Here is a 20,175-nt window from a genome sequence, read left to right on the forward strand (position 1 = left end):
CGCCGCGCCCGCCGCGCCCGCCGCGCCCGCCGCGCCCGCCGCGCCCGCCACGCCCCACGCGTCCGCCGCGCCCCAGCCGCCGGCGGAGGTCTCGCGCGCCGTCTATCGGATCGCGCAGGAGTCGCTCACGAACGCCAGCCGCCACGGCGCCGGCTCGGCGCGGGTCGCGCTGACGCTCGGCCCCGACGCGCTGGAGCTGGTCGTCACCAACCCGCTCGGCGCCGACGCCGGCCCCCGCCCCGGCGGCGGCCGCGGCATCGCCGGCATGCGCGAGCGCGCGACGCTGCTCGGCGGCTCGCTGGACGCCGCCCGCGACGGCGACCGCTTCGAACTCCGCGCGCGCCTCCCCTACAGTCGGGCGCGGCGATGAGCGAGCGGATCCGGGTGATGCTGGTCGACGACGACCACCTGCTGCGCAGCGGCCTGCGCGCGATCCTCTCCAGCGACGAGACGATCGAGGTCGTCGGGGAGGCGGAGGACGGCCGCCTCGCGGTCCAGCGCGGGCGTCACCTGCAGCCCGACGTGGTGCTGATGGACGTGCGCATGCCCGACCTCGACGGCATCGCCGCGACCGCCGAGCTGCTGGCGGCGGCGCCGCAGACGAAGGTGATCGTGCTGACGACCTTCGAGGTCGACGAGTACCTCTTCGGCGCGCTGCGGGCCGGCGCCAGCGGCTTCCTGCTCAAGCGCAGCTCGCCCGAGCAGCTGATCGCCGCGATCCACGCCGTCGCCGACGGCGACGCGCTGCTGTCGCCCTCGGTCACGCGCCGCCTGATCGAGCGGGTCGCCGCCCAGCCGCTGCTGCAGCACGGCGCCGACGCGCGCCTCGACGAGCTGACCACGCGCGAGCGCGAGGTGCTGGAGCTGGTCGCCCAGGGCCTCTCGAACGCCGAGATCGCGGCCGCGCTGACGCTCGAGCGCACGACGATCAAGACGCACGTCCAGCGGGTCCTCGCCAAGCTCGGCGCGCGCAACCGCGTCGAGCTGGTGATCGCCGCCTACGAGTGGGGCCTGATCGCTCCAGGCATGAAACGGCGCTCCTGACGAGGGCAGGCTGGTTTCCTTTCGTATCGCCTGTCTCTATCCGAGGCAGCCGCGGCGGGGGAAACGCCCGTAGGATCACTGTTCTCAAAGCCGGAATGTCGTTTTCACGAGGAGTCTGAAATCTCGATGCTCATCGGAGTGCCCCGCGAGACCAATGCAGGGGAGACACGTGTCGCGGCGACCCCTGCGACGCTCAGACAGCTTGCGGGCCTCGGCTACGACGTCGTGGTCGAGGCGGGTGCCGGCGCGCTCTCCAGCTTCGGCGACGACGCGTACGCGGCGGCAGGCGGGACCGTCGGGACCGCCGAGCAGGCGTGGCAGGCCGACGTGGTGCTGCGCGTCAACGGGCCGACGGTCGAGGAGATCGCGAACCTGAAGGACGGCGCGACGATCGTGGCGCTGCTGCAGCCGGCGCTGAGACCGGAGCTGGTCGAGGCGCTCGCGCAGCGGCCGATCACGGCGCTCGCGATGGACGCCGTCCCGCGCATCAGCCGCGCGCAGTCGCTCGACGTGCTCTCCAGCATGGCCAACATCGCCGGCTACCGCGCCGTGATCGAGGCCGCCCATGTCTTCGGCCGCTTCTTCACCGGCCAGGTGACCGCCGCCGGCAAGGTGCCGCCGGCGAAGGTCCTGATCGCCGGCGCCGGCGTCGCCGGCCTCGCCGCGATCGGCGCCGCCAACTCGCTCGGCGCGATCGTGCGCGCGACCGATCCCCGCCCCGAGGTCGCCGACCAGGTCAGATCGCTCGGCGGCGAGTTCATCTCCGTGATGGAGCTGGAAGTCTCCAGCGACGGCTACGCGAGAGCGACCGGCGAGGACTACAACCGCCTCGCCGCCGAGATGTACACGGAGCAGGCGAAGGACGTCGACATCATCATCACGACGGCCCTGATCCCGGGCCGCCCGGCGCCGAAGCTGATGACCGCCGAGCAGGTCGCGCTGATGAGACCGGGCTCGGTCATCGTCGACATGGCGGCCGCGATGGGCGGCAACGTCGAGGGCTCGGTCGCCGGCAAGGCGATCGTGACCGACAACGGCGTCACGATCATCGGCTACACCGACCTCGCCGGCCGTCTGCCCGCGCAGGCCTCGCAGCTCTACGGCACGAACCTCGTGAACCTGATGAAGCTGCTGACGCCGGAGAGAGACGGGCAGGTCGTGCTCGACTTCGAGGACGTCGTGCAGCGCTCGATGACGGTCGTCCGCGCCGGCGAGAGAACCTGGCCGCCGCCGCCGGTGCAGGTCTCCGCCGCGCCGGCCGCGAGAGCCGCGCCCGCGAGAGTCGAGGCGCCGGTCAAGGAGCCGCGGCCCGTGTGGGTCAGATACGCCGTGATCGCGGCGGGCTTCCTCGCGCTCTGGCTCGTGAACGCCTTCGCGCCCGACCCGCTGCCGAGCCACTTCACCGTGCTGATGCTCGCGATCGTCGTCGGCTACTACGTGATCGGCAAGGTCCACCACGCGCTGCACACGCCGCTGATGTCGGTCACGAACGCGATCTCGGGCATCATCGTCGTCGGCGCGATCCTCCAGCTCGGCGAGCAGGACGACGCCAAGGTGCGGGTGCTCGCGACGGTCGCGATCCTGCTCGCGTCGATCAACGTCTTCGGCGGCTTCGCCGTGACCCGGCGCATGCTCGGCATGTTCAACAGAGGCTGATCCATGACTGATTCTCTCGTCATCGCCAGCATCGACTGGCACTCGGTCGCGACGGCCTCCTACATCGTCGCGGCGCTGCTGTTCATCCTCTCGCTCGCCGGGCTGTCGAGACACGAGTCGGCCCGTCAGGGCGTCGCGTTCGGCATCGCCGGCATGGCGATCGCGCTGGCCGCGACGATCGGCGTCGCGACCGAGCACGCCGAGGCGGTCGCCGTCGTCCTGCTCGTCGCCGCGGTCGCGATCGGCGCCACGATCGGCCTCTGGCGCGCTCGCGTCGTCGAGATGACCGGCATGCCGGAGCTGATCGCGCTGCTGCACAGCTTCGTCGGCCTCGCGGCCGTGCTGGTCGGCTGGAACGGCTACTTCTCCGTCGAGGACAACGCGGGGCAGACCGAGGTGCTCGGCTCGCTGCTGGACATCCACCACGCCGAGGTCTTCATCGGCATCTTCATCGGCGCGGTCACCTTCACCGGCTCGATCGTCGCCTACCTGAAGCTGTCGGCGAGAATCAGATCGGCGCCGTTGATGCTGCCGGGCAAGAACTACATCAACGTCGGCGCGCTCGGCCTGTTCGTCGTGCTGACGGTGATCTTCGTGATCTCGCCGAGCCTGCCGCTGCTGATCGCCGTCACGGTGCTCGCGCTCGCGCTCGGCTGGCATCTCGTCGCCTCGATCGGCGGCGGCGACATGCCGGTCGTCGTCTCGATGCTCAACTCGTACTCGGGCTGGGCCGCGGCGGCGTCGGGCTTCCTGCTCAACAACGATCTCCTGATCGTCACGGGCGCGCTCGTCGGCTCCTCCGGCGCCTACCTCTCCTACATCATGTGCCAGGCGATGAACCGCTCGTTCATCTCGGTGATCGCGGGCGGCTTCGGCATCGAGGCCCCGGCCTCGGCCGACACCGACTACGGCGAGCACCGCGAGATCGACGCGGCCAGCGCGGCCGAGCTGCTGACCGGCGCCAGCACGGTGATCATCACGCCCGGCTACGGCATGGCCGTCGCGCAGGCGCAGTACCCGGTGGCGGAGCTGACGCGTCAGCTGCGCGACCGCGGGATCGAGGTCCGCTTCGGCGTCCACCCGGTCGCCGGCCGCCTCCCGGGCCACATGAACGTGCTGCTGGCGGAGGCGAAGGTCCCGTACGACATCGTGCTGGAGATGGACGAGATCAACGACGACTTCGGCGAGACCGACGTCGTGCTCGTGATCGGCGCCAACGACACCGTCAACCCGGCCGCGACCGAGGACCCGACCAGCCCGATCGCCGGCATGCCGGTGCTGAAGGTGTGGGAGGCGAGCAACGTGATCGTCTTCAAGCGCTCGATGGCCTCCGGCTACGCCGGCGTCCAGAACCCGCTGTTCTTCCGCGAGAACACGCAGATGCTGTTCGGCGACGCGAAGGCGAAGGTCGACGAGATCGTCGGCGCCCTCGCCGCCGACCGCGTCACCGCCTGAGGTCCGCATGCGGCGCCTCACCCTCACCCGTCCGCTCGTCTCGCTCGTCCTCGCCGCCCTGCTGGCGGCGGGGGCGGCGGGTGCCGCCGACGCCGCGAGACCGAAGTGCAGAGCCGGCTACGAGCTGAAGAAGAAGCGCGGCGCGTACAGATGCGTGCGCAGACCGAAGCAGCCGAAGCCGCCGAGAGACGCCGTCTACCCCAGCTCGATCGAGCTGATCGTCGCGACGCTCAAGGAGAGGCGCTTCGGCGCGACCGGCTTCATGAGATTCAGCGCGCCGGTCACCGGCACCGCCTACGGCAGCTGGATCGTCTCCAACGGGATCACGCGCGAGCGCTTCCCGTTCACGCTCAGACACATCACCAGAACCGACTACATGCCGTTCACGATCGGCTATCCGATCGAGACGGCGATCAGCGGCAAGGCCGTGACGGTGACGCTGGAGATCGGCAGAGTCCGCTCCAACGCCGCCGCCGCGAAGCAGTGAGGCGCGCGATACTGGGTCGCGCATGAGCGACGCCCAGCATCCGCACGACGACCCCTCGGCCGCCGGCCTGCGGCGGCGGCTGCGCGAGCTGGCGGTGTTCGACGTCGAGCTGCCGGCGTTCGACCCGGCGAGCGCGCCGGAGCGGCCGGAGGAGCTGTTCGCCGCGTGGCTGGGCGGCGCGATCGACGCGGGCGTGCGAGAGCCGCACGCGCTCGTGCTCAGCACCGTCGACGGCGACGGCCGGCCGGACGCGCGGACGCTGATCCTGAAGGGGATCGCCGACGGCGGCTGGGAGTTCGCGACCAGCCGCTCCAGCCGCAAGGGCCGCGAGCTGGAGGCCAACCCGTGGGCGGCGGCGGTCTTCCACTGGCGCGAGCAGGGGCGGCAGGTGCGGCTGCGCGGGCGGGTGCTCGACGCCGGCGCCGAGGCGAGCGCACGCGACTTCCTCGCCCGCTCGCCGTCGGCGCGGGCCGAGACGCTCGCGGGCAGCCAGAGCGCGCCGCTGCGCGATCCGGCCGAGGTCGAGACGGCCGTCGCCGAGGCGACCGAGGCGCTCGCCGCCGACCCGTCGCTGGTGGCGCAGCAGTGGGCGCTCTACCGCCTGCTGCCCGACGAGGTCGAGTTCTGGCAGGCCGACGCCGGCCGCCGCCACGTGCGGCTCCAGTACCGGCTGCTCGACGGCGCCTGGGAGCGGCGGCGGCTGTGGCCGTGAGCGTCCCGGTCGATCTCGCCGACCCGCGCGGCTACCTCGCCGGGCGCTGGAACGTCGCGCGCGAGCTGCGCGACGGCGGCGAGACGGGGAGCTTCGAGGGCGTCGCCGTGTTCGCGCCCGACGCGGCCGGCAGCGGCCTGGTGTGGGACGAGGAGGGCGAGATCGCCTTCGGCGCGATGAACGGCCGCGCGCAGCGCCGCCTGCTGGTCGTGCCGGGTCCGGACGGCTGGGAGGTGCGCTTCGACGACGGCCGCCCCTTCCACCCGCTCGACCTGACCAGCGCGCCGCGCCCCGTCCGCCACGACTGCGGCGAGGACCTCTACATCGGCCGCTTCGACCTGCACGCCGCCGGCGCCTTCGACGTCACCTGGACCGTCACCGGCCCGCGCAAGGACCAGCTGATCGTCAGCCGCTATCGGCGGCTTGCGCGCTGACCGCGGCGCTCGCGGTAGCGTGGTCGGCGGACCTGACGACGAAGGGGAGGGATCAGCGTGACGTTTCGCGAGGCGGTCGAGGCACGGGACCTGGCGGCGGTCGAGGCGATGCTCGCCGACGACGTCGTCTTCCGCAGCCCGGTCGCGTTCAAGCCGTACCCCGGCAAGGCGATCACGGCGGCGATCCTGCGCGCCGTGATCGAGGTCTTCGAGGACTTCCACTACGTGCGTGAGATCGGCGATGCCGACGGCGTCGACCACGCGCTCGTGTTCGAGGCGAGAGTCGACGGGCTGGCGATCACCGGCTGCGACTTCCTCCGCTACGACGACGACGGCAGGATCGCCGACTTCATGGTGATGGTCCGCCCGCTGCGCGCCGCCGAGGCGCTCGCCGCGAGGATGACCGCGCGCTTCGAGCAGATCCAGCGGGCGGCGACGGGCGCTTCGCACGGCTGAGGGGAGCGTCAGCGCGCAGTATCCGGCGCGTGACGATACGTGGCACCACCGATGCGGAACGGCCGATCGGGTGTCATCGTGCGCGGGATGCGATCACTGCTCCTCGCGCTCGCGCTGGCCGCTGCCGGCGCAGGCGCCGCGGCCGGGACGGCCGCCGCGACCCAGGTCTCCTACGTCGACGGCGGCCAGATCTGGATCGCGACGCTCGACGGCGCCGCCAAGCGCTCGCTGTCGGGTCCCTCGCCGGACTCCTACACCTGGTCGCAGGCGGCGCAGTCCGACGACGGCTACGTGATCGCCTACCGCTGGATCCCCGGCAACTTCGTGCTGACCGGCAACGCCGGCCAGGAGTGGGGCCCGGACGGCACGCCGCAGACCACGGGCGACAACGTCGCGCAGTACCTGACCGGCTCGACCGGCGACATCCTGCCGGTGCGGATGAACCTCGCTCCGGGCGGCAGGTTCTTCAACTACGGCTACTCGAACTACACCTACGGCTTCCCGGTCGGGACGCTCAAGACCGGCACTTGGCTGCGCGGCGTCAGCTGGGTGATCAGACCGGCCGACCTCTCCGACGTCGAGTGGCCCGGGATGGCGGGCAACCAGGTCGTCGGCGTGCAGGGCGGGCAGGTCGTGGTGCAGACCTCCGGCCCGATGACGCCCATGGTGAGAGCGTGGCCGGGCTTCAGCGTCCCCGCCAGCTACGACGCCAACGGCGTCGACGCCTCGGCCGACGGCAAGGTCGTCGCGTTCGCGATCGCGCCGCGCAGAGGCAGCGACCGCGGCGACGGCATCATCGCGATGCAGCCGGTCTCCGGCGGCCTCGGCGCCCAGCCGACCCCCGACGACGAGCTGAACGGCTGCCTGCTGCCGGTCCAGGGCGACGCCGACGACGTCAACGTCTCCGGCGACGGCAGATGGATCGCCTGGCATGACGCGCGCGGCGTCGTCGTCGCGGGCGCGCCGGTCTGGTTCCCGTCGGCTGACGTGACGACCTGCAACCTCTCCTCGCCGGCGGTCGTGATCTCGGCGACCGGCACCTACCCGCAGCTCGGCGCCTCGACGGCCGCGACGCCGCCGGTGGTCCCGCCGCCCGGCGGCGGAGGCGGTGGCGGCGGCGGCGGTGGCGGCACGCCGACGAGACCGACGACGCCGACGAGAACGACGCCCGGCAGCGGCGGCGGCGACACGCCCGGCGGCGGCTCGACCGCCGGCAAGCCGAAGGTGACCGTCGCCACGACGGTGAGAGCGGCGTCGCTGGCCAAGGGCCTGCCGCTGACGGTGAACGTCCCCGCGAGAGGCACCGTCACCGCGACCGCCAAGGTCGGCGGGACCGTGCTCGCGAAGACGACGAAGCAGGCGAAGAGAGCGGGCAAGCTGACGCTCTCGCTGAAGGCGTCGAAGAAGACCGCCGCCAAGCTCAAGCGCTACCGCGGCAAGACGCTCACGATCACGATCAAGGCCCCGGGCGGGACGGTCGCGATCAGACGCAGACTGCGCTGACGTGAGAGTTCCGGCGCTCCCGCTGCGATAGTGCGCCGATGGGCGCGATCGACCTCTACTGGCTGCCGCTCGGCGCGGGCGGGCGGTTCGTGCGGCTCAACGGCCGTCTGTTCGAGACGGTCGTCGCCGCGCGCGAGCGGCGCCGCCCGCAGGCGCTCTTCCACAGCGCGCTGCGGATCGAGGCCGCCGGGGCGACGTTCGTCGTCGAGCAGACGCCGGCGTGGGGCGCGCACGACAGCGCCCGCGGTGTCGTCGTGGAAGGCCCGGTCGGCGCGCGCTGGGCGGGCCGCTGGCTGCTGTTCCGCTACGAGGTCCGCCGCTGGCGAGACGGCACGATCCCGGATCTCGCGGAGGCGGTCGAGAGCCCGCGGCGCGTGAGCGCTGAGGAGGACCGCGCTGCCCGCCTGCTGGAGCTGGTCGAGCAGCTGCCGACGCCGACGTGGGGGCGCGACGAGCTGCATACCGGCGAGATGTGGAACTCCAACTCGGTGATCGCCTGGCTGCTCGCGCGCAGCGGCGTCGACGCTGAGCGGATCTCGCCTCCGGCCGGCGGGCGCGCGCCCGGCTGGCGGGCCGGTTTGGTCGTCGCCGCGCGCTGATCGCGTCCGGGATCTCCCGGAGTCCCGCTGCGGGTGATCCCGTCTTGTGGCATGCCCGGGGCGCCCGCACAATCGACTGACTCCTGACCTCCGATCGACCGGAGTCACCATGAAGCAGTCACGCCTGCCGGCGACGGCGGTGGCGGCGTTCGCGCTCGCCGCCGTCGCGCTCTACGCCGTCCTCACCCTTGTCACGCCCACCGAGCCGTCCGCCGCCCGTCGCGGGCCGACGCCGCGCGGCCTGCCGCCGCACGCCGCCGCGATCGTCGCCGACGCCGCCAGCGGCACCGTCTACTACGGCGACGGCGAGCGCCGCGCGCTGCCGATCGCGAGCGTGACGAAGCTGATGACCGCGCTGGTGACGCTCGAACGCGAGCCGCTCGACGCGCTCTTCACCGCGCCGCCGTATCCGAGCGACGGCGACGAGTCGCGCATGTGGCTGGCGACCGGCGAGCAGGTGACGGTGGGCGACCTGCTGCGCGGCCTGCTGCTGCCGAGCGGCAACGACGCGGCCGCGGCGCTCGCGGTCGGCGTCGCCGGCTCGCGCGAGGCGTTCGTCGCGCTGATGAACGCGCGGGCGCGCGAGCTGGGCATGCACGACACCCGCTACGCCGACCCGATCGGGCTCGACGACGGCAACCGCTCCAGCGCCGCCGACCTCGTCACGCTCACGCGCGCGCTGCGCCGCCACGCCTTCTTCCGCGCGACGGTCGCGACGCCGCACCTGACGACCGTCAGCGGCGCCTGGGCGCGCAGACTCGACAACACCAACGACCTGCTCGGCGGCCCGCTGCACGTCAACGGCGTCAAGACCGGCCACACGAAGGCCGCCGGCTACGTGCTCGTCGGCTCGGCGACGAAGCGCGGGCGGACCGTGATCTCGGTCGTGCTCGGCACGCGCAGCGAGCGCGACCGCGACGACGCGACGCTGCGGCTGCTCAGATACGGCCTCAAGCGCGACCGGTGACGAGCGCACCTGCGTCTCCGGGAGATCCCGTAGACGCGCCCGGTGACATCCCGGATTGCGAGAGCGCGGCGACGGCGGGCAGAATGGAGGCGGTGTCCGCAGGTCCGTCCCACCCTGGCGCGCTGCCGCAGCCGCTGCGTCGCGCCCGCGACGGCGCCTGGCTCGGCGGCGTCTGCCGCGGGATGGCCAACCGCTGGTCGACGCCGGTCGCGCAGCTGCGCGCGCTGTTCGTCGTCGCGAGCCTGTTCGCCGGCCTCGGCCTGCTCGCCTATGCCGCCTGCTGGCTGGTGCTGCCGACCGACGCCGACGAGGACAGCCCGTCGCTGCTGCGGGGCGTCGCCTCGGTCGCGCTGCTGATCGCGGCGCTGGCGGGGCTGGCGACGGTCGCCGCGGTGACGGCGGCGGCGACGCTGTTCGGCTTCGGCTGGGCGATCGCGGTCGCGCTCGCCGCCTTCCTGCTCGGGGCGCTCGTGCTGCTGCCGTCGGTCAGCCCCGCGTGGGTGCTGCCGCCGCTGCTGGCGGCCGCGCTGCCGGCGGTCGTCGTCGCCGCCAGCGGCGTGCGCGTCGAGCCGCAGGCGGGGCTCGTGACCGAGCGGCCGCAGACTGCCGCCGAGATCCCCGCCGGCGGCTACCGCACCGGCCTGGGCGACCTCTTCGTCGACCTGCGCGAGCTGCGCGCCGCGCCCGGCGAGGTCGTGCCGCTGAAGCTGGAGACGGGCTTCGGCCGCACCGTCGTGGCGCTGCCGCGCGACCGCTGCTTCGCGGTCGAGGTGCGCTACGAGGCCGGCGTCGGCGGCTGGGACTCGGTCCGCTCGCTGGCGCAGAGCGTGCGGCTGCGCAGCCCGGTCCGCAGCCGGCCGGCGGTGGTGCTGTTCGGCGACCCGCGCTTCGGGCGCAGCGGCGCCTGGAGACGCGCGGTGGTGCGCAGACACGTGCCGCTGCTGCGGGTCGACTACAGAACGGTCGGCGGCGACCTGTGGCTGCGCGACTACCCGTCCGGCGTCGGCCCGCTCGCCGATCCGTGGTGGTCCGACGTCGCGGGCGGCGGCGATCCCTGCGCATCCACACCCACCCTCCACCGGAGGGGAGGGAGCAGATGAGCGGCGCCGCGCGCTGGCGCGATCCCGCGTGGCGGGCGACGGCGCTGATCGGGCTCGTGCTGCTGACCGCGCTCGTGCTCGCGCTCGCGGCCGAGCAGCGCTCCGCGCGCCTGCTGGCGGTCGGGCTCGCGCTCGCCGCGGTGCCGGGCGTCGTCGTCGCGCTCGTCCCCGCGACGGTGCGGCGGCTGCGCGGCCCCGAGGGGCGCTCGCTGCTGTTGGGGATCCCGGTCGCGCTGGCGGCGCTGCTGCTGCTTGCGGTCGTCGGCGCCGACCACCGCCGGCTGCTGCCGCTGACGGTCGCGCTGCTCGGCGCCGGCGCCGGCCTCGTGCTGATCGGCAACGAGCTGCGCCAGCGCACCGCACGCGCCGGCGCTCGCGCGGAGCGCTCGCCGTGGCAGCAGATGACGGCGGTCGAGCGGGTCCGCTCGCTGCCGTGGCAGGCGGCGGTCGGGGCACTGCTGATCGGCTGGTCGACCCTGCTCGGCCTCGGCGCGGTCGGCCCCTACCTCGCCGACACGGGGCTGACGGTGGCGCTGCTGGTTGTCGTGCTCGTCGGCATGGGCGGGCTGGTGCTGGTGCTCGTGCCGCTGCTCGTCGGCGCCGCCGCCCGCGGCGACCGCGACCAGCTGCTGCGGGCGCGCGAGGACGAGCGGCTGCGCGTCGCCGCGCATCTGCACGACTCGGTCCTGCAGACGCTCGCGCTCGTGCAGCGCCAGGCCGGTGATCCGGCCGCGGTCGCGCGGCTGGCGCGCAGCCAGGAGCGGGCGCTGCGGGCGTGGATGGCCGGCGAGGCGGAGCTGGGAGCGTCGACGCTCGCGGGCGCGCTGCACGCGACCGTCGAGGAGGTCGAGCAGGAGCACGCGATCGAGGTCGAGGTGACGGTGCTCGGCGATCGTCCGCTCGACGAGCCCGGCCGCGCGCTCGTCGCGGCGGCGCGCGAGGCGCTGCGCAACGCCGCCCGGCACGCGCGCGGCAGCGCGGTCGTCGTCTTCGCGGAGCTGTCGGAGGGCGGCGCCGCCGTCTACGTGCGCGACGAGGGCGACGGCTTCGAGCTGGAGGCGGTCCCGCGCGAGCGCCGCGGCGTGCGCGACGCGATCGTCGGGCGGATGGCGGGAGCGGGAGGGACGGCCAGCATCGACTCGGCCGCCGGAGAAGGAACCGAGGTCGCGCTGCGGCTCGGCGACGCGATCGAAGGGAGCGCAGGATGAGCGAGCACGAGGCGGCACGCGCCGCGGGCGGCGATGCGGCGGCGGGCGACGTGGCGGCAGGCGACCGCCCGGTCGTGGTGATCGTCGACGACCACCACATCTTCCGCGCCGGCGTGCGCGCGGAGCTGGCCGAGAGCTGCGCGGTCGTCGGCGAGGCGGCGACGCCGGCGGAGGCGATCGCGGTGATCGCCAAGAGCTCGCCCGACGTCGTCCTGCTCGACGTCCACCTGCCCGACGGCGGCGGGATCGCGGTGCTGGAGGCGTTCCGCAGCGAGGCCGACGCGCCCGCCTTCCTCGCGCTGTCGGTCTCCGACGCGGCCGACGACGTCGTGCCGATGGTGCGCGCCGGCGCGCGCGGCTACGTCACCAAGACGATCGACACGCCGGCGCTGCTCGACGCGATCAGGCGCGTCCGCGACGGCGAGCCGTACTTCAGCCCCCGCCTCGCCGCCTTCGTGCTGCAGGCGTTCAGCAGCCCGCCGCAGCCGGCCGCCGCCGACGAGCTGGACCAGCTGACCCCGCGCGAGCGCGAGGTGCTCCACCACCTCGCGCGCGGCTACGCCTACAAGGCGATCGGCGCCCGTCTCGGGATCAGCCCGCGCACCGTCGAGTCGCACGTCGGCTCGGTGCTGCGCAAGCTGCAGCTCTCCTCCCGCCACGAGCTGAGCCACTGGGCCGCCACCCGCGGCCTCGTCGACGAGTGACCGCAGCCGCCGGCCCGCAGCGGCGAGATGGGGTCGCGAGTGCATGTCGCCGGCGCCGCGCCCGGCGTAGCCTCGAACCGCGTGACCGCAACACGCAGCCCCTCGTCCGCTGACCCCGCACTGGACGCGATCTTCCAAGCCGTCCTCCGGCGCAGCCCCGCCGAGCCGGAGTTCCACCAGGCCGTGCAGGAGGTGCTGGAGACGATCGGCCCGGCCGTCTCGCAGCATCCCGAGTACGCGCGCCAGAAGCTGCTCGAGCGGATCGCCGAGCCGGAGCGCCAGGTCATCTTCCGCGTCCCGTGGGCTGACGACCGCGGCGAGGTGCACGTCAACCGCGGCTACCGCGTCGAGTACAACAGCGCGCTCGGCCCCTACAAGGGAGGCCTCCGCTTCCATCCCTCCGTGTCGCTCGGGATCGTCAAGTTCCTCGGCTTCGAGCAGGTCTTCAAGAACGCGATCACGGGCATGCCGATCGGCGGCGGCAAGGGCGGCGCCGACTTCGACCCGAAGGGCAGGTCGGACGCGGAGGTGATGCGCTTCTGCCAGTCGTACATGACCGAGCTGCATCGCCACATCGGCGAGCACACCGACGTGCCGGCGGGCGACATCGGCGTCGGCGAGCGCGAGCTCGGCTACCTCTTCGGCCAGTACAAGCGGATCACCAACCGCTACGAGTCGGGCGTGCTGACCGGCAAGGGACTTGCCTGGGGCGGCGCGCGCGTCCGCCGCGAGGCGACCGGCTACGGCACGGTCATCTTCGCCGCGGAGATGCTGCGGACGCGCGACCAGTCGCTGAGCGGTCGCGTCGTCGTCGTCTCGGGCTCGGGCAACGTCGCGATCCACGCGATCGAGAAGTGCCGGCAGCTCGGCGCGCAGGTGATCGCCTGCTCGGACTCGACCGGCTACGTCTGCGACCCGCAGGGCATCGACGTCGCCCTGCTCAAGCAGGTCAAGGAGGTCGAGCGCGCGCCGATCGTCGCCTACGCCGAGCGCCGCGCCGGCGCTCGCTTCGTGCCGGGCCGGCGCGTGTGGGAGCTTGCGTGCGAGGTCGCGCTGCCGTGCGCGACGCAGAACGAGCTCGACGGTGACGACGCCCGCGCGCTCGTCGCCGGCGGCGTGCTGGCGGTGGCCGAGGGCGCCAACATGCCGTGCACGCCGGAGGCGGTGCGGGTGCTGCGGGCGGCGGGCGTGCTGTTCGCGCCCGGCAAGGCCGCCAACGCCGGCGGCGTCGCGACGAGCGCGCTGGAGATGCAGCAGAACGCCTCGCGCGACTCGTGGAGCTTCGAGCACAGCGAGGCGCGGCTGACGGAGATCATGACCGGCATCCACGCGCGCTGCGCGGCGACCGCCGAGCAGTACGGCGCGCCCGGTGACTACGTCCTGGGCGCGAACATGGCCGGCTTCGTCCGCGTCGCCGACGCGATGCTCGCGCTCGGCCTCGTCTGAGGTCCGGTCCCGGACGGGGCCGCCGCACGGTGGCGGCCCCGCCCAGGACGATTTCAGCCGACCGAGATCAGCTCGACGGCGCGGACGCCGCCCGGCGTGAGCACCTCGACGACGTCGCCGGCGCGTCTGCCGACGAGCGCGCCGCCGATCGGCGAGACGACCGAGATGTCGCCGATCGCCGGGTCGGCCTCGGCGGCGCCGACGAGCCGGCAGTCGCGCGAGCCGCCGCCGCCGATGCGGATGCGGATCGGCTGGCCGATGCCGGCGACGCCGAGCTGCGGCGGCGGCGCGATCTGCACGTGCGCCAGCGTCACCTCCAGCTCGGCGATGCGGCGGTCGAGCGCGTCGCCGTCGCCGTGCGGGCGGGTCCCGCGCAGGCGCGCGAGCTCTGCGCTCAGCCGCTCGTGTCCCTTGCGCGTGATCAGCTCGGGCGTGGCGGCAACGGACGACATGGGACTCCTTCGGAGAGGGTTGACGACGACGGGACGACGCGCTGCGGAGGCGCGTCGTCCCGTCGCAGACCATCGTCGTCCGGCCGCTGCGCGAAGGCCATGCACTCGCGGCCCCATCGCGCCGCGGCGGCGGCGTCAGGGCTCGACCAGTCTGCGCCGCACGGCGTAGCGGGTCAGCTGGACGCGGTCGTGCACGCCGAGCTTGTCGAGGATGTTCGCGCGATGGCGCCCGACCGTCTTGGCGCTGATCCCGAGCGCGCTCGCGATCTCGTCGTTCGTGCGCGCCTGCGCGATCAGCGCGACGATCTCGCGCTCGCGCGGCGTCAGCGGGTCGACGCGCACCCGCTCGCCCCGCCGCGCGCGTTCGAGGTGCTCGCGGACGATCGCCCGCACCGCGCTCGGGTAGAGGAACGGCTCGCCCCGCAGCACGGCGCGGCAGGCCTCGACGAGATCGCGGTCGACCGACGTCTTCAGCACGTACCCGGACGCGCCCGCGGCGAGCGCGTCGAACAGGTACTCCTCGTCGTCGTACATCGACAGCATCAGCGTCCGCGTCGACGGGCTCCGCGCCGCCAGCGCGCGGGCCGCCTGCAGGCCGGACGTCCCGGGCATCGCGACGTCCAGCACCGCGAGGTCGACCTGCTCGGCGACGGCCAGGTCGGCGGCGGTCGCGCCGTCGGCGGCCTCGGCGACGACGGTGAAGTCGGGCCGCGCCTCCAGCACCCGGCGGACCCCGTCGCGGACGATCGGATGGTCGTCGGCGATCAGCACCCGCGCGGTCAGCGGGACGGTCATGGCGCCGCGCCCGGCACGAGCAGCCGGACCGTCGTCCCGCGGGGGCGCGCGGGCGACAGCGTCAGCTGCGCGCCGATCAGCATCGCCCGCTCGCGCATCCCCGGGATCCCGTCGGAGGAGCCGGCGGCATCAGGCGGCAGGCCGCGACCGTCGTCGCTGACCTCCAGCACGACCGCGCCGCCGGCCGCGCGCAGCGAGACGGCGACCTGCTCGGCGCCGGCGTGGCGCGCGACGTTCGTCAGCGCCTCCTGCGCGACGCGGTAGACGACCAGCTCGTGCGCCGGCTCCAGCTCGACCGGCGCGATCCGCCGCTCGACCTGCAGCCCCGTCTGCTCGGCGAACGCGGCGACGAGCGCCTTCAGCGCGCTCTGCAGGCCGAGGTCGTCGAGCAGCTGCGGGCGCAGGCGCGCGGCGATGCGGCGCACGTCGGTCGCTCCCGCGCGGGCGGTCTCGCGCAGCTCCTCGAGCTCGGGCTGCAGCTCGGCCGGGATGCGGGCGGTGAGCGTCTCGATCTGGAGCATCATCGCGGTGAAGATCTGGCCGACCTCGTCGTGCAGCTCGCGCGCGACGCGCCGCCGCTCGTCCTCCTGCGCGCTCAGCGCGCGCTGCCCGCTGGCGCGCCGCTCGACCTCCAGCCGCTCGAGCATCTCGTTGAACGCCTGCGCCAGCTCGGCGACGTCGGGCACGCCGGTGACGGGCACGCGCTGCCCCGGCTGCAGCGGGTCGATCCGCCGCATCGTCGACGTCACCGCCACCAGCGGCTTGAGCGCCGGCCGCAGCAGCACGAACGTCAGCGCGAGCATCGCCGCCAGCCCGCCGGCCAGCACCGCCAGCTCGGCCCCCGCGATCGGGATCGAGACCGTCACGGGCGCGAACACGAGCAGCACGAAGACGAGCGCCAGCACCGCGACGTCGATCGCGAACACGCGCCAGAACAGCGGCAGGACGCGGATGCGGCGAGGCATGAGATCCACTGTGGCAGCTCCGCGCCGGCGCGGTTCGCCGATCACGGCTCCAGCAGACCGCGCCGGATCGCGAAGCGCGTCAGCTCGACGCGGTCGTGCATCCCGAGCTTCCTGAGGATGTTGGCCCGGTGGCGCTCGACGGTCTTCTTGCTGATCACCAGCTGCTCGGCGATCTCGTCGTTGGAGTACGCCTCCGCGATCAGCTTGACGACCTCCAGCTCGCGCGCCGACAGCTCGTCGCCGCCCGGCCCGACGTGTGCGCGGTGGTGCTCGCGGTGCTCGCGGATCAGCGCCTGGACGGCGGCCGGGTAGAGGAAGGTCTCGCCGCGCAGCGCCGCGCTGCACGCCGCCAGCAGGTCGCGGTCGATCGCGGTCTTGAGCACGTAGCCGCACGCCCCGACCGCCAGCGACTCGAGCACGTACGCCTCGTCGACGTGCATCGACAGCATCACGATTCTCGTGCGCGGCTGGCGCCGCGTGATCTCCTGCGCGGCCTGCAGCCCGGTCTTGCGCGGCATCGAGATGTCGAGGATCGCGAGGTCGACCGGCGTGCCGGCGGCGAGCGCGACCGCCTCGAAGCCGTCGCCGGCCTCGCCGACGACCGTGTAGCCGGGCTGCGCGTCGAGCAGCCTGCGCAGGCCGGCGAGCACGATCGGATGGTCATCTGCAACGAGGATCCGCGTCACCGCGACCCATGATGGCGGCTTCGGCCGCCGCGTCGCATGGGGCGGGGACCGCATCGCGCAGCCTCTTGACATTCGCGATTGTCAGCTTCAAGCTTTCTGACATTCGCGGTTGTCAAGAACATCGAGCAGCATGACGAGCGCTCCTGAGCCGGTCCGCCCCTGGCGCGGCGTCAGCGCCGAGCAGCGCGTCAGCGAGCGGCGTGAGCGGCTGCTGGCCGCCGGGCTGGAGGTGTTCGCGACGCGCGGCTTCCTCGCCTCGAAGGTGCGCGACGTCTGCGCCGAGGCGAGACTGACCGAGCGCTACTTCTACGAGTCGTTCGCCGACAAGGAAGCGCTCCTGCGCGCTGTCGCGGACGGGATCGTCGCGGACTTCGTGGCCGCGGCGGCGCCGAGCGTCGCGCTCGTCGGCAGCGACTTCGACGCGGCCGCGGGCGGCGCCGCGCGCGCCGTCATCTCGTCGTTGACCGACGACCCGCGCCGCGCGCGGATCCTCTTCATCGAGATCGTCGGCGTCAGCCCCGCGCTGGAGGACCGGCGCCGCGTGCTGATCGGCGCGCTGGTCGACGTGATCCGCGGCGCCGCGGCGACCGCCTTCGGGCCGTGGGCGCACGCGTCGGTCGAGGTCGAGCTGATCGCGCGCGCCGTCGTCGGCGCCGCGCAGGAGCTGCTGATCGCCTACGTCCGCGACGAGCTGCCGATCGACCAGGAGGGCCTGGTCGTCAACTTCAGACGCCTGTTCGTGAGCGCCAGCCCGGCGGTCGCGGCGACGGCGCGCGAACAGGCACGCGACGAGAGAGGGATCCGATGACGACGCAGGCAGGGACGCGCGAGCGGGACGCGGGCTACCAGGAGATGCTGCGGACCCTCTCCGAGGGTTCGGTGCACGTCCACTTCGACCCCTACGAGGACATCGCCTGGGACTCGCCGGAGCTGGCGATCGACCCGGCCGACCCCCGCTGGGTGCTGTCGCCGACGCACGACCCGCTCGGCGCGACCGCCTGGTACCAGGGGCTGCCGCAGGAGCGCCAGGTCGAGATCGGCACGGCGCGGATGATGAACGCGATGAAGGTCGGCGCCGCCTTCGAGAGCATGCTGATCCGCGGCCTGATGCAGTACGTCGTCGCGCTGCCGAACGGCTCGCCGGAGTTCCGCTACTGCCTCCACGAGATGACGGAGGAGTGCAACCACATCCAGATGTTCCAGGAGCTGGTCAACCGCGTCGGCGCCGACGTGCCCGGGATGCGCCGGCGGCTGCGGCTCGCCTCGCCGTTCATCGGCGGCGTGCTGGCGGCGCTGCCGGTCGCGCTGATGGTCTCGATCCTGGCCGGCGAGGAGCCGATCGACCATTATCAGAAGTCGCTGCTGCGCGAGGGCGGCGACGTGCCGCCGGCGGTCCTGCGGACGATGGAGATCCACATCGCCGAGGAGGCGCGCCACATCTCCTTCGCGCACGAGTTCGTGAAGCTGCACGTGCCGCGGCTCGGGCGCGCCAACCGCTTCGCGCTGTCGCTCTACTTCCCGCTCGCGATGCGGATCGCCTGCGAGGAGATCATGACCCCGCCGGGGTCGCTCGCGAAGCGGCTGGAGATCCCCCGCGACGTCTTCGAGCAGGCCTTCTGGCGCAGCCCGGTCTCGCGCCGGATCATGGCCTCGTACTTCGGCGACATGCGCGCGCTGGCCGAGGAGGTCGGCTTGATCAACCGCGCCAGCCGGCGGCTGTGGCAGCGGCTCGGCATCGACGGCGAGCGGTCGCGCTATCGCGGCGAGCCCGACCGCCGCGCCGAGCTGCTGGCCTGATGCCGCACGTCGTCACCCAGTCGTGCGTCGGCGACGGCTCGTGCGTCTACGCCTGCCCTGTCAACTGCATCCAGCCGACGCCCGACGACCCCGCCTTCGAGCACGCCGAGATGCTGCACATCGACCCGGCGGCGTGCGTCGACTGCGGCGCCTGCGTGACCGCCTGCCCGGTCGACGCGATCAAGCCCCACCGCCTGCTCGACGCGGGCGAGCGGGCCTTCCTCGCCGCCAACGCCGCCTACCACCGCACGCCCCGTTCGCGGCCGCTGCTGGCGCCGGTCCGCCCGCGACTGCGCGTGCGCGAGCATGAGCGGCCGCTGCGCGTCGCGATCGTCGGCTCGGGCCCGGCAGCGATCTACGCGGCCGACGAGCTGCTGACGATCCCGCGCGCGCAGGTCTCCGTCTACGAGCGGCTGCCGGTCCCGTACGGCCTCGTGCGCGCCGGCGTCGCGCCCGACCATCGCCGCACGCGGCGGATCGCGCGCCAGCTCGACCGCGTCTGCGCCGACCCGCGGCTGCGTCTGCGGCTCGGCGTCGAGGTCGGCAGGGACGTGACCCGCGAGCAGCTGCTGGCGTCGCACGACGCGGTCGTCTACGCCGTCGGGGCGGCAGCCGACCGGCGGCTGGAGATCCCCGGCGCGACCCTCCCCGGCACTGCCTCGGCGACCGAGTTCGTCGCCTGGTACAACGGCCACCCCGACCACGCCGGGCGCAGCTTCGACCTCTCGCACCGGCGCGCGGTGATCGTCGGCAACGGCAACGTCGCGCTCGACGTCGCGCGGATCCTGACGGTCGACCCGGAGTCTCTCGCCGGCACCGCGATCGCCCCGGCCGCGCTCGCCGCGCTGCGCGCCAGCAGGGTCGAGGAGGTGGTCGTCGTCGGCCGCCGCGGCCCGGCCGCGTCGGCCTTCACGCTGCCGGAGCTGATCGGCCTCAGCGCGACGCCTGGCGTCGGCCTCGCGGTTGCGGATGACGCGCGCGCCGGCCTCGCGCGCGGCGGCGATCCGAAGCTCGAGCTGCTGCGCGGCCTCCCGCCGGCGCGCGACGGCGCCCGCGGCATCACCCTGCGCTGGGGGCTGACGCCAGCGCGGATCGAGGGCGCCGAGCGCGTCACCGGCATCACCTTCGCCCCGACCTCCGCCGCCGTCGCTGCCGCTGCTTCCGACGCCGCCACCGCTGACGCCGCCGCGACCGCTGACGCCGCCGCTGACCCCGCCGCCGGCCGCGCGCTCACGACGCTCGACGCCGGCCTCGTGATCAGCGCGATCGGCTACCGCGGCCTGCCGATCGCCGGCATGCCGTTCGACGCGGCGAGCGGCACGATCCCCAGCGCCGACGGCCGCGTGCTCGACGCCGCCGGCGGCGCGGCGATCCCCGGCCTCTACGTCGCCGGCTGGATCAAGCGCGGCCCGACCGGCTTCATCGGCACCAACAAGTCGTGCTCGCAGGACACCGTGCGGGCGCTCGTGGACGACTTCAACGCGGGCCTCCTGCGGCCGGCGGCCGACCCCGCGCCGCACCGCTCCGCGTAGGTCCCAGCAGCGCGCGGCGGCGCGCGCACCACGCGCTGTCGACGCCGCAAGCAGCGCGACGGCGCCGTCGAGCAGCGCGGAGGTGCCGTGAGCAGCGCGGGGTGCCCGCAAGCAGCGCGACGGCGCCCGCGAGCAGCGCGGAGGCGCCCGCGAGCAGCGCGGAGGCGCCCGCGAGCA

The 20,175-nt window shown here is 73.9% G+C and carries 21 protein-coding genes and 1 pseudogene; 18 read left to right on the top strand and 4 right to left on the bottom strand.

From position 1 onward, the window contains the following. The 15 genes and pseudogenes from Q7L73_RS25340 to gdhA form a co-directional block, all read left to right on the top strand. Nucleotides 1-370, top strand: a pseudogene (locus Q7L73_RS25340) (histidine kinase); the annotation flags it as partial. Continuing rightward, nucleotides 367-1,044 carry a response regulator transcription factor gene (locus Q7L73_RS25345; protein WP_304694578.1) on the top strand — a complete coding sequence of 226 codons (678 nt, stop codon included), beginning with the start codon at nt 367-369 and terminating at the stop codon, nt 1,042-1,044. The pseudogene Q7L73_RS25340 and the gene Q7L73_RS25345, both read left to right, overlap by 4 nt. 126 nt (nt 1,045-1,170) lie before the next feature. Then, complete coding sequence (locus Q7L73_RS25350; protein WP_310720416.1) at nt 1,171-2,700, top strand: Re/Si-specific NAD(P)(+) transhydrogenase subunit alpha; 1,530 nt, start codon at nt 1,171-1,173, stop codon at nt 2,698-2,700. 3 nt (nt 2,701-2,703) lie between these two features. Then, the gene (gene pntB, locus Q7L73_RS25355; RefSeq protein WP_304694574.1) at nt 2,704-4,155 is read left to right on the top strand and encodes a Re/Si-specific NAD(P)(+) transhydrogenase subunit beta; all 1,452 of its coding nucleotides are present in this window, start codon (nt 2,704-2,706) and stop codon (nt 4,153-4,155) included. A 7-nt stretch (nt 4,156-4,162) separates the two neighbouring features. Continuing rightward, the gene (locus Q7L73_RS25360; RefSeq protein WP_304694572.1) at nt 4,163-4,642 is read left to right on the top strand and encodes a hypothetical protein; all 480 of its coding nucleotides are present in this window, start codon (nt 4,163-4,165) and stop codon (nt 4,640-4,642) included. A 22-nt stretch (nt 4,643-4,664) separates the two neighbouring features. Beyond that, the gene (locus tag Q7L73_RS25365; protein ID WP_304694570.1) at nt 4,665-5,354 is read left to right on the top strand and encodes a pyridoxal 5'-phosphate synthase; all 690 of its coding nucleotides are present in this window, start codon (nt 4,665-4,667) and stop codon (nt 5,352-5,354) included. Further along, complete coding sequence (locus Q7L73_RS25370) at nt 5,351-5,788, top strand: DUF6314 family protein (protein WP_304694569.1); 438 nt, start codon at nt 5,351-5,353, stop codon at nt 5,786-5,788. Before Q7L73_RS25365 ends, Q7L73_RS25370 begins: the two co-directional genes overlap by 4 nt. 57 nt (nt 5,789-5,845) lie before the next feature. Further along, the gene (locus tag Q7L73_RS25375) at nt 5,846-6,244 is read left to right on the top strand and encodes a nuclear transport factor 2 family protein (protein WP_304694567.1); all 399 of its coding nucleotides are present in this window, start codon (nt 5,846-5,848) and stop codon (nt 6,242-6,244) included. An 87-nt stretch (nt 6,245-6,331) separates the two neighbouring features. Continuing rightward, the gene (locus Q7L73_RS25380; RefSeq protein ID WP_304694565.1) at nt 6,332-7,747 is read left to right on the top strand and encodes a hypothetical protein; all 1,416 of its coding nucleotides are present in this window, start codon (nt 6,332-6,334) and stop codon (nt 7,745-7,747) included. Between the two features lie 38 nt (nt 7,748-7,785). After that, the gene (locus Q7L73_RS25385) at nt 7,786-8,346 is read left to right on the top strand and encodes a hypothetical protein (RefSeq protein ID WP_304694564.1); all 561 of its coding nucleotides are present in this window, start codon (nt 7,786-7,788) and stop codon (nt 8,344-8,346) included. Nucleotides 8,347-8,455: 109 nt separating this feature from the next. After that, the gene (locus tag Q7L73_RS25390; RefSeq protein WP_304694562.1) at nt 8,456-9,313 is read left to right on the top strand and encodes a D-alanyl-D-alanine carboxypeptidase family protein; all 858 of its coding nucleotides are present in this window, start codon (nt 8,456-8,458) and stop codon (nt 9,311-9,313) included. Between the two features lie 92 nt (nt 9,314-9,405). Continuing rightward, nucleotides 9,406-10,413, top strand: a complete 1,008-nt coding sequence (locus Q7L73_RS25395) for a PspC domain-containing protein (protein ID WP_304694560.1) — start codon at nt 9,406-9,408, stop codon at nt 10,411-10,413. Next, nucleotides 10,410-11,621, top strand: coding sequence for a sensor histidine kinase (locus tag Q7L73_RS25400; RefSeq protein WP_304694558.1), 1,212 nt, complete (start codon nt 10,410-10,412; stop codon nt 11,619-11,621). The genes Q7L73_RS25395 and Q7L73_RS25400 overlap by 4 nt, the downstream gene beginning before the upstream one ends. Continuing rightward, nucleotides 11,618-12,325, top strand: a complete 708-nt coding sequence (locus Q7L73_RS25405; protein ID WP_304694556.1) for a response regulator transcription factor — start codon at nt 11,618-11,620, stop codon at nt 12,323-12,325. The genes Q7L73_RS25400 and Q7L73_RS25405 overlap by 4 nt, the downstream gene beginning before the upstream one ends. 81 nt (nt 12,326-12,406) lie before the next feature. Further along, complete coding sequence (gene gdhA / locus Q7L73_RS25410; RefSeq protein WP_304694554.1) at nt 12,407-13,771, top strand: NADP-specific glutamate dehydrogenase; 1,365 nt, start codon at nt 12,407-12,409, stop codon at nt 13,769-13,771. A 53-nt stretch (nt 13,772-13,824) separates the two neighbouring features. On the opposite strand, the gene Q7L73_RS25415 is transcribed toward gdhA, so the two are convergent. The 4 genes from Q7L73_RS25415 to Q7L73_RS25430 all read right to left on the bottom strand — a co-directional run bounded on the left by Q7L73_RS25415 (nt 13,825) and on the right by Q7L73_RS25430 (nt 16,723). Beyond that, nucleotides 13,825-14,223 (bottom strand): GreA/GreB family elongation factor, encoded by a 399-nt coding sequence (locus Q7L73_RS25415; protein WP_304694552.1) that lies wholly within the window; start codon nt 14,221-14,223, stop codon nt 13,825-13,827. A 135-nt stretch (nt 14,224-14,358) separates the two neighbouring features. Then, on the bottom strand, nt 14,359-15,018 hold the full coding sequence (locus Q7L73_RS25420; protein ID WP_304694550.1) for a response regulator transcription factor: 660 nt from the start codon (nt 15,016-15,018) through the stop codon (nt 14,359-14,361). Beyond that, entirely contained in the window at nt 15,015-15,983 is a 969-nt protein-coding gene (locus tag Q7L73_RS25425) for a HAMP domain-containing sensor histidine kinase (protein WP_304694548.1), read from the bottom strand. Before Q7L73_RS25425 ends, Q7L73_RS25420 begins: the two co-directional genes overlap by 4 nt. Nucleotides 15,984-16,024: 41 nt before the next feature. Next, nucleotides 16,025-16,723, bottom strand: coding sequence for a response regulator (locus Q7L73_RS25430; protein ID WP_370552450.1), 699 nt, complete (start codon nt 16,721-16,723; stop codon nt 16,025-16,027). Between the two features lie 76 nt (nt 16,724-16,799). Between Q7L73_RS25430 and Q7L73_RS25435 the strand changes: the two genes are divergently transcribed. From Q7L73_RS25435 to Q7L73_RS25445, 3 genes are read left to right on the top strand one after another with little or no spacing between them, the layout of a single operon-like run. Beyond that, nucleotides 16,800-17,477: a TetR/AcrR family transcriptional regulator gene (locus tag Q7L73_RS25435; RefSeq protein WP_304694545.1), complete on the top strand. Its 678-nt coding sequence runs from the start codon at nt 16,800-16,802 to the stop codon at nt 17,475-17,477. Next, nucleotides 17,474-18,466: a diiron oxygenase gene (locus tag Q7L73_RS25440; protein ID WP_304694543.1), complete on the top strand. Its 993-nt coding sequence runs from the start codon at nt 17,474-17,476 to the stop codon at nt 18,464-18,466. Before Q7L73_RS25435 ends, Q7L73_RS25440 begins: the two co-directional genes overlap by 4 nt. Next, nucleotides 18,466-19,998, top strand: coding sequence for a 4Fe-4S binding protein (locus tag Q7L73_RS25445; RefSeq protein ID WP_304694541.1), 1,533 nt, complete (start codon nt 18,466-18,468; stop codon nt 19,996-19,998). The genes Q7L73_RS25440 and Q7L73_RS25445 overlap by 1 nt, the downstream gene beginning before the upstream one ends. The last annotated feature ends 177 nt before the right edge of the window (nt 19,999-20,175 follow it).

Origin of the sequence: Conexibacter sp. CPCC 205762, from assembly GCF_030646155.1 — a bacterium.
GTDB lineage: Bacteria > Actinomycetota > Thermoleophilia > Solirubrobacterales > Solirubrobacteraceae > Conexibacter.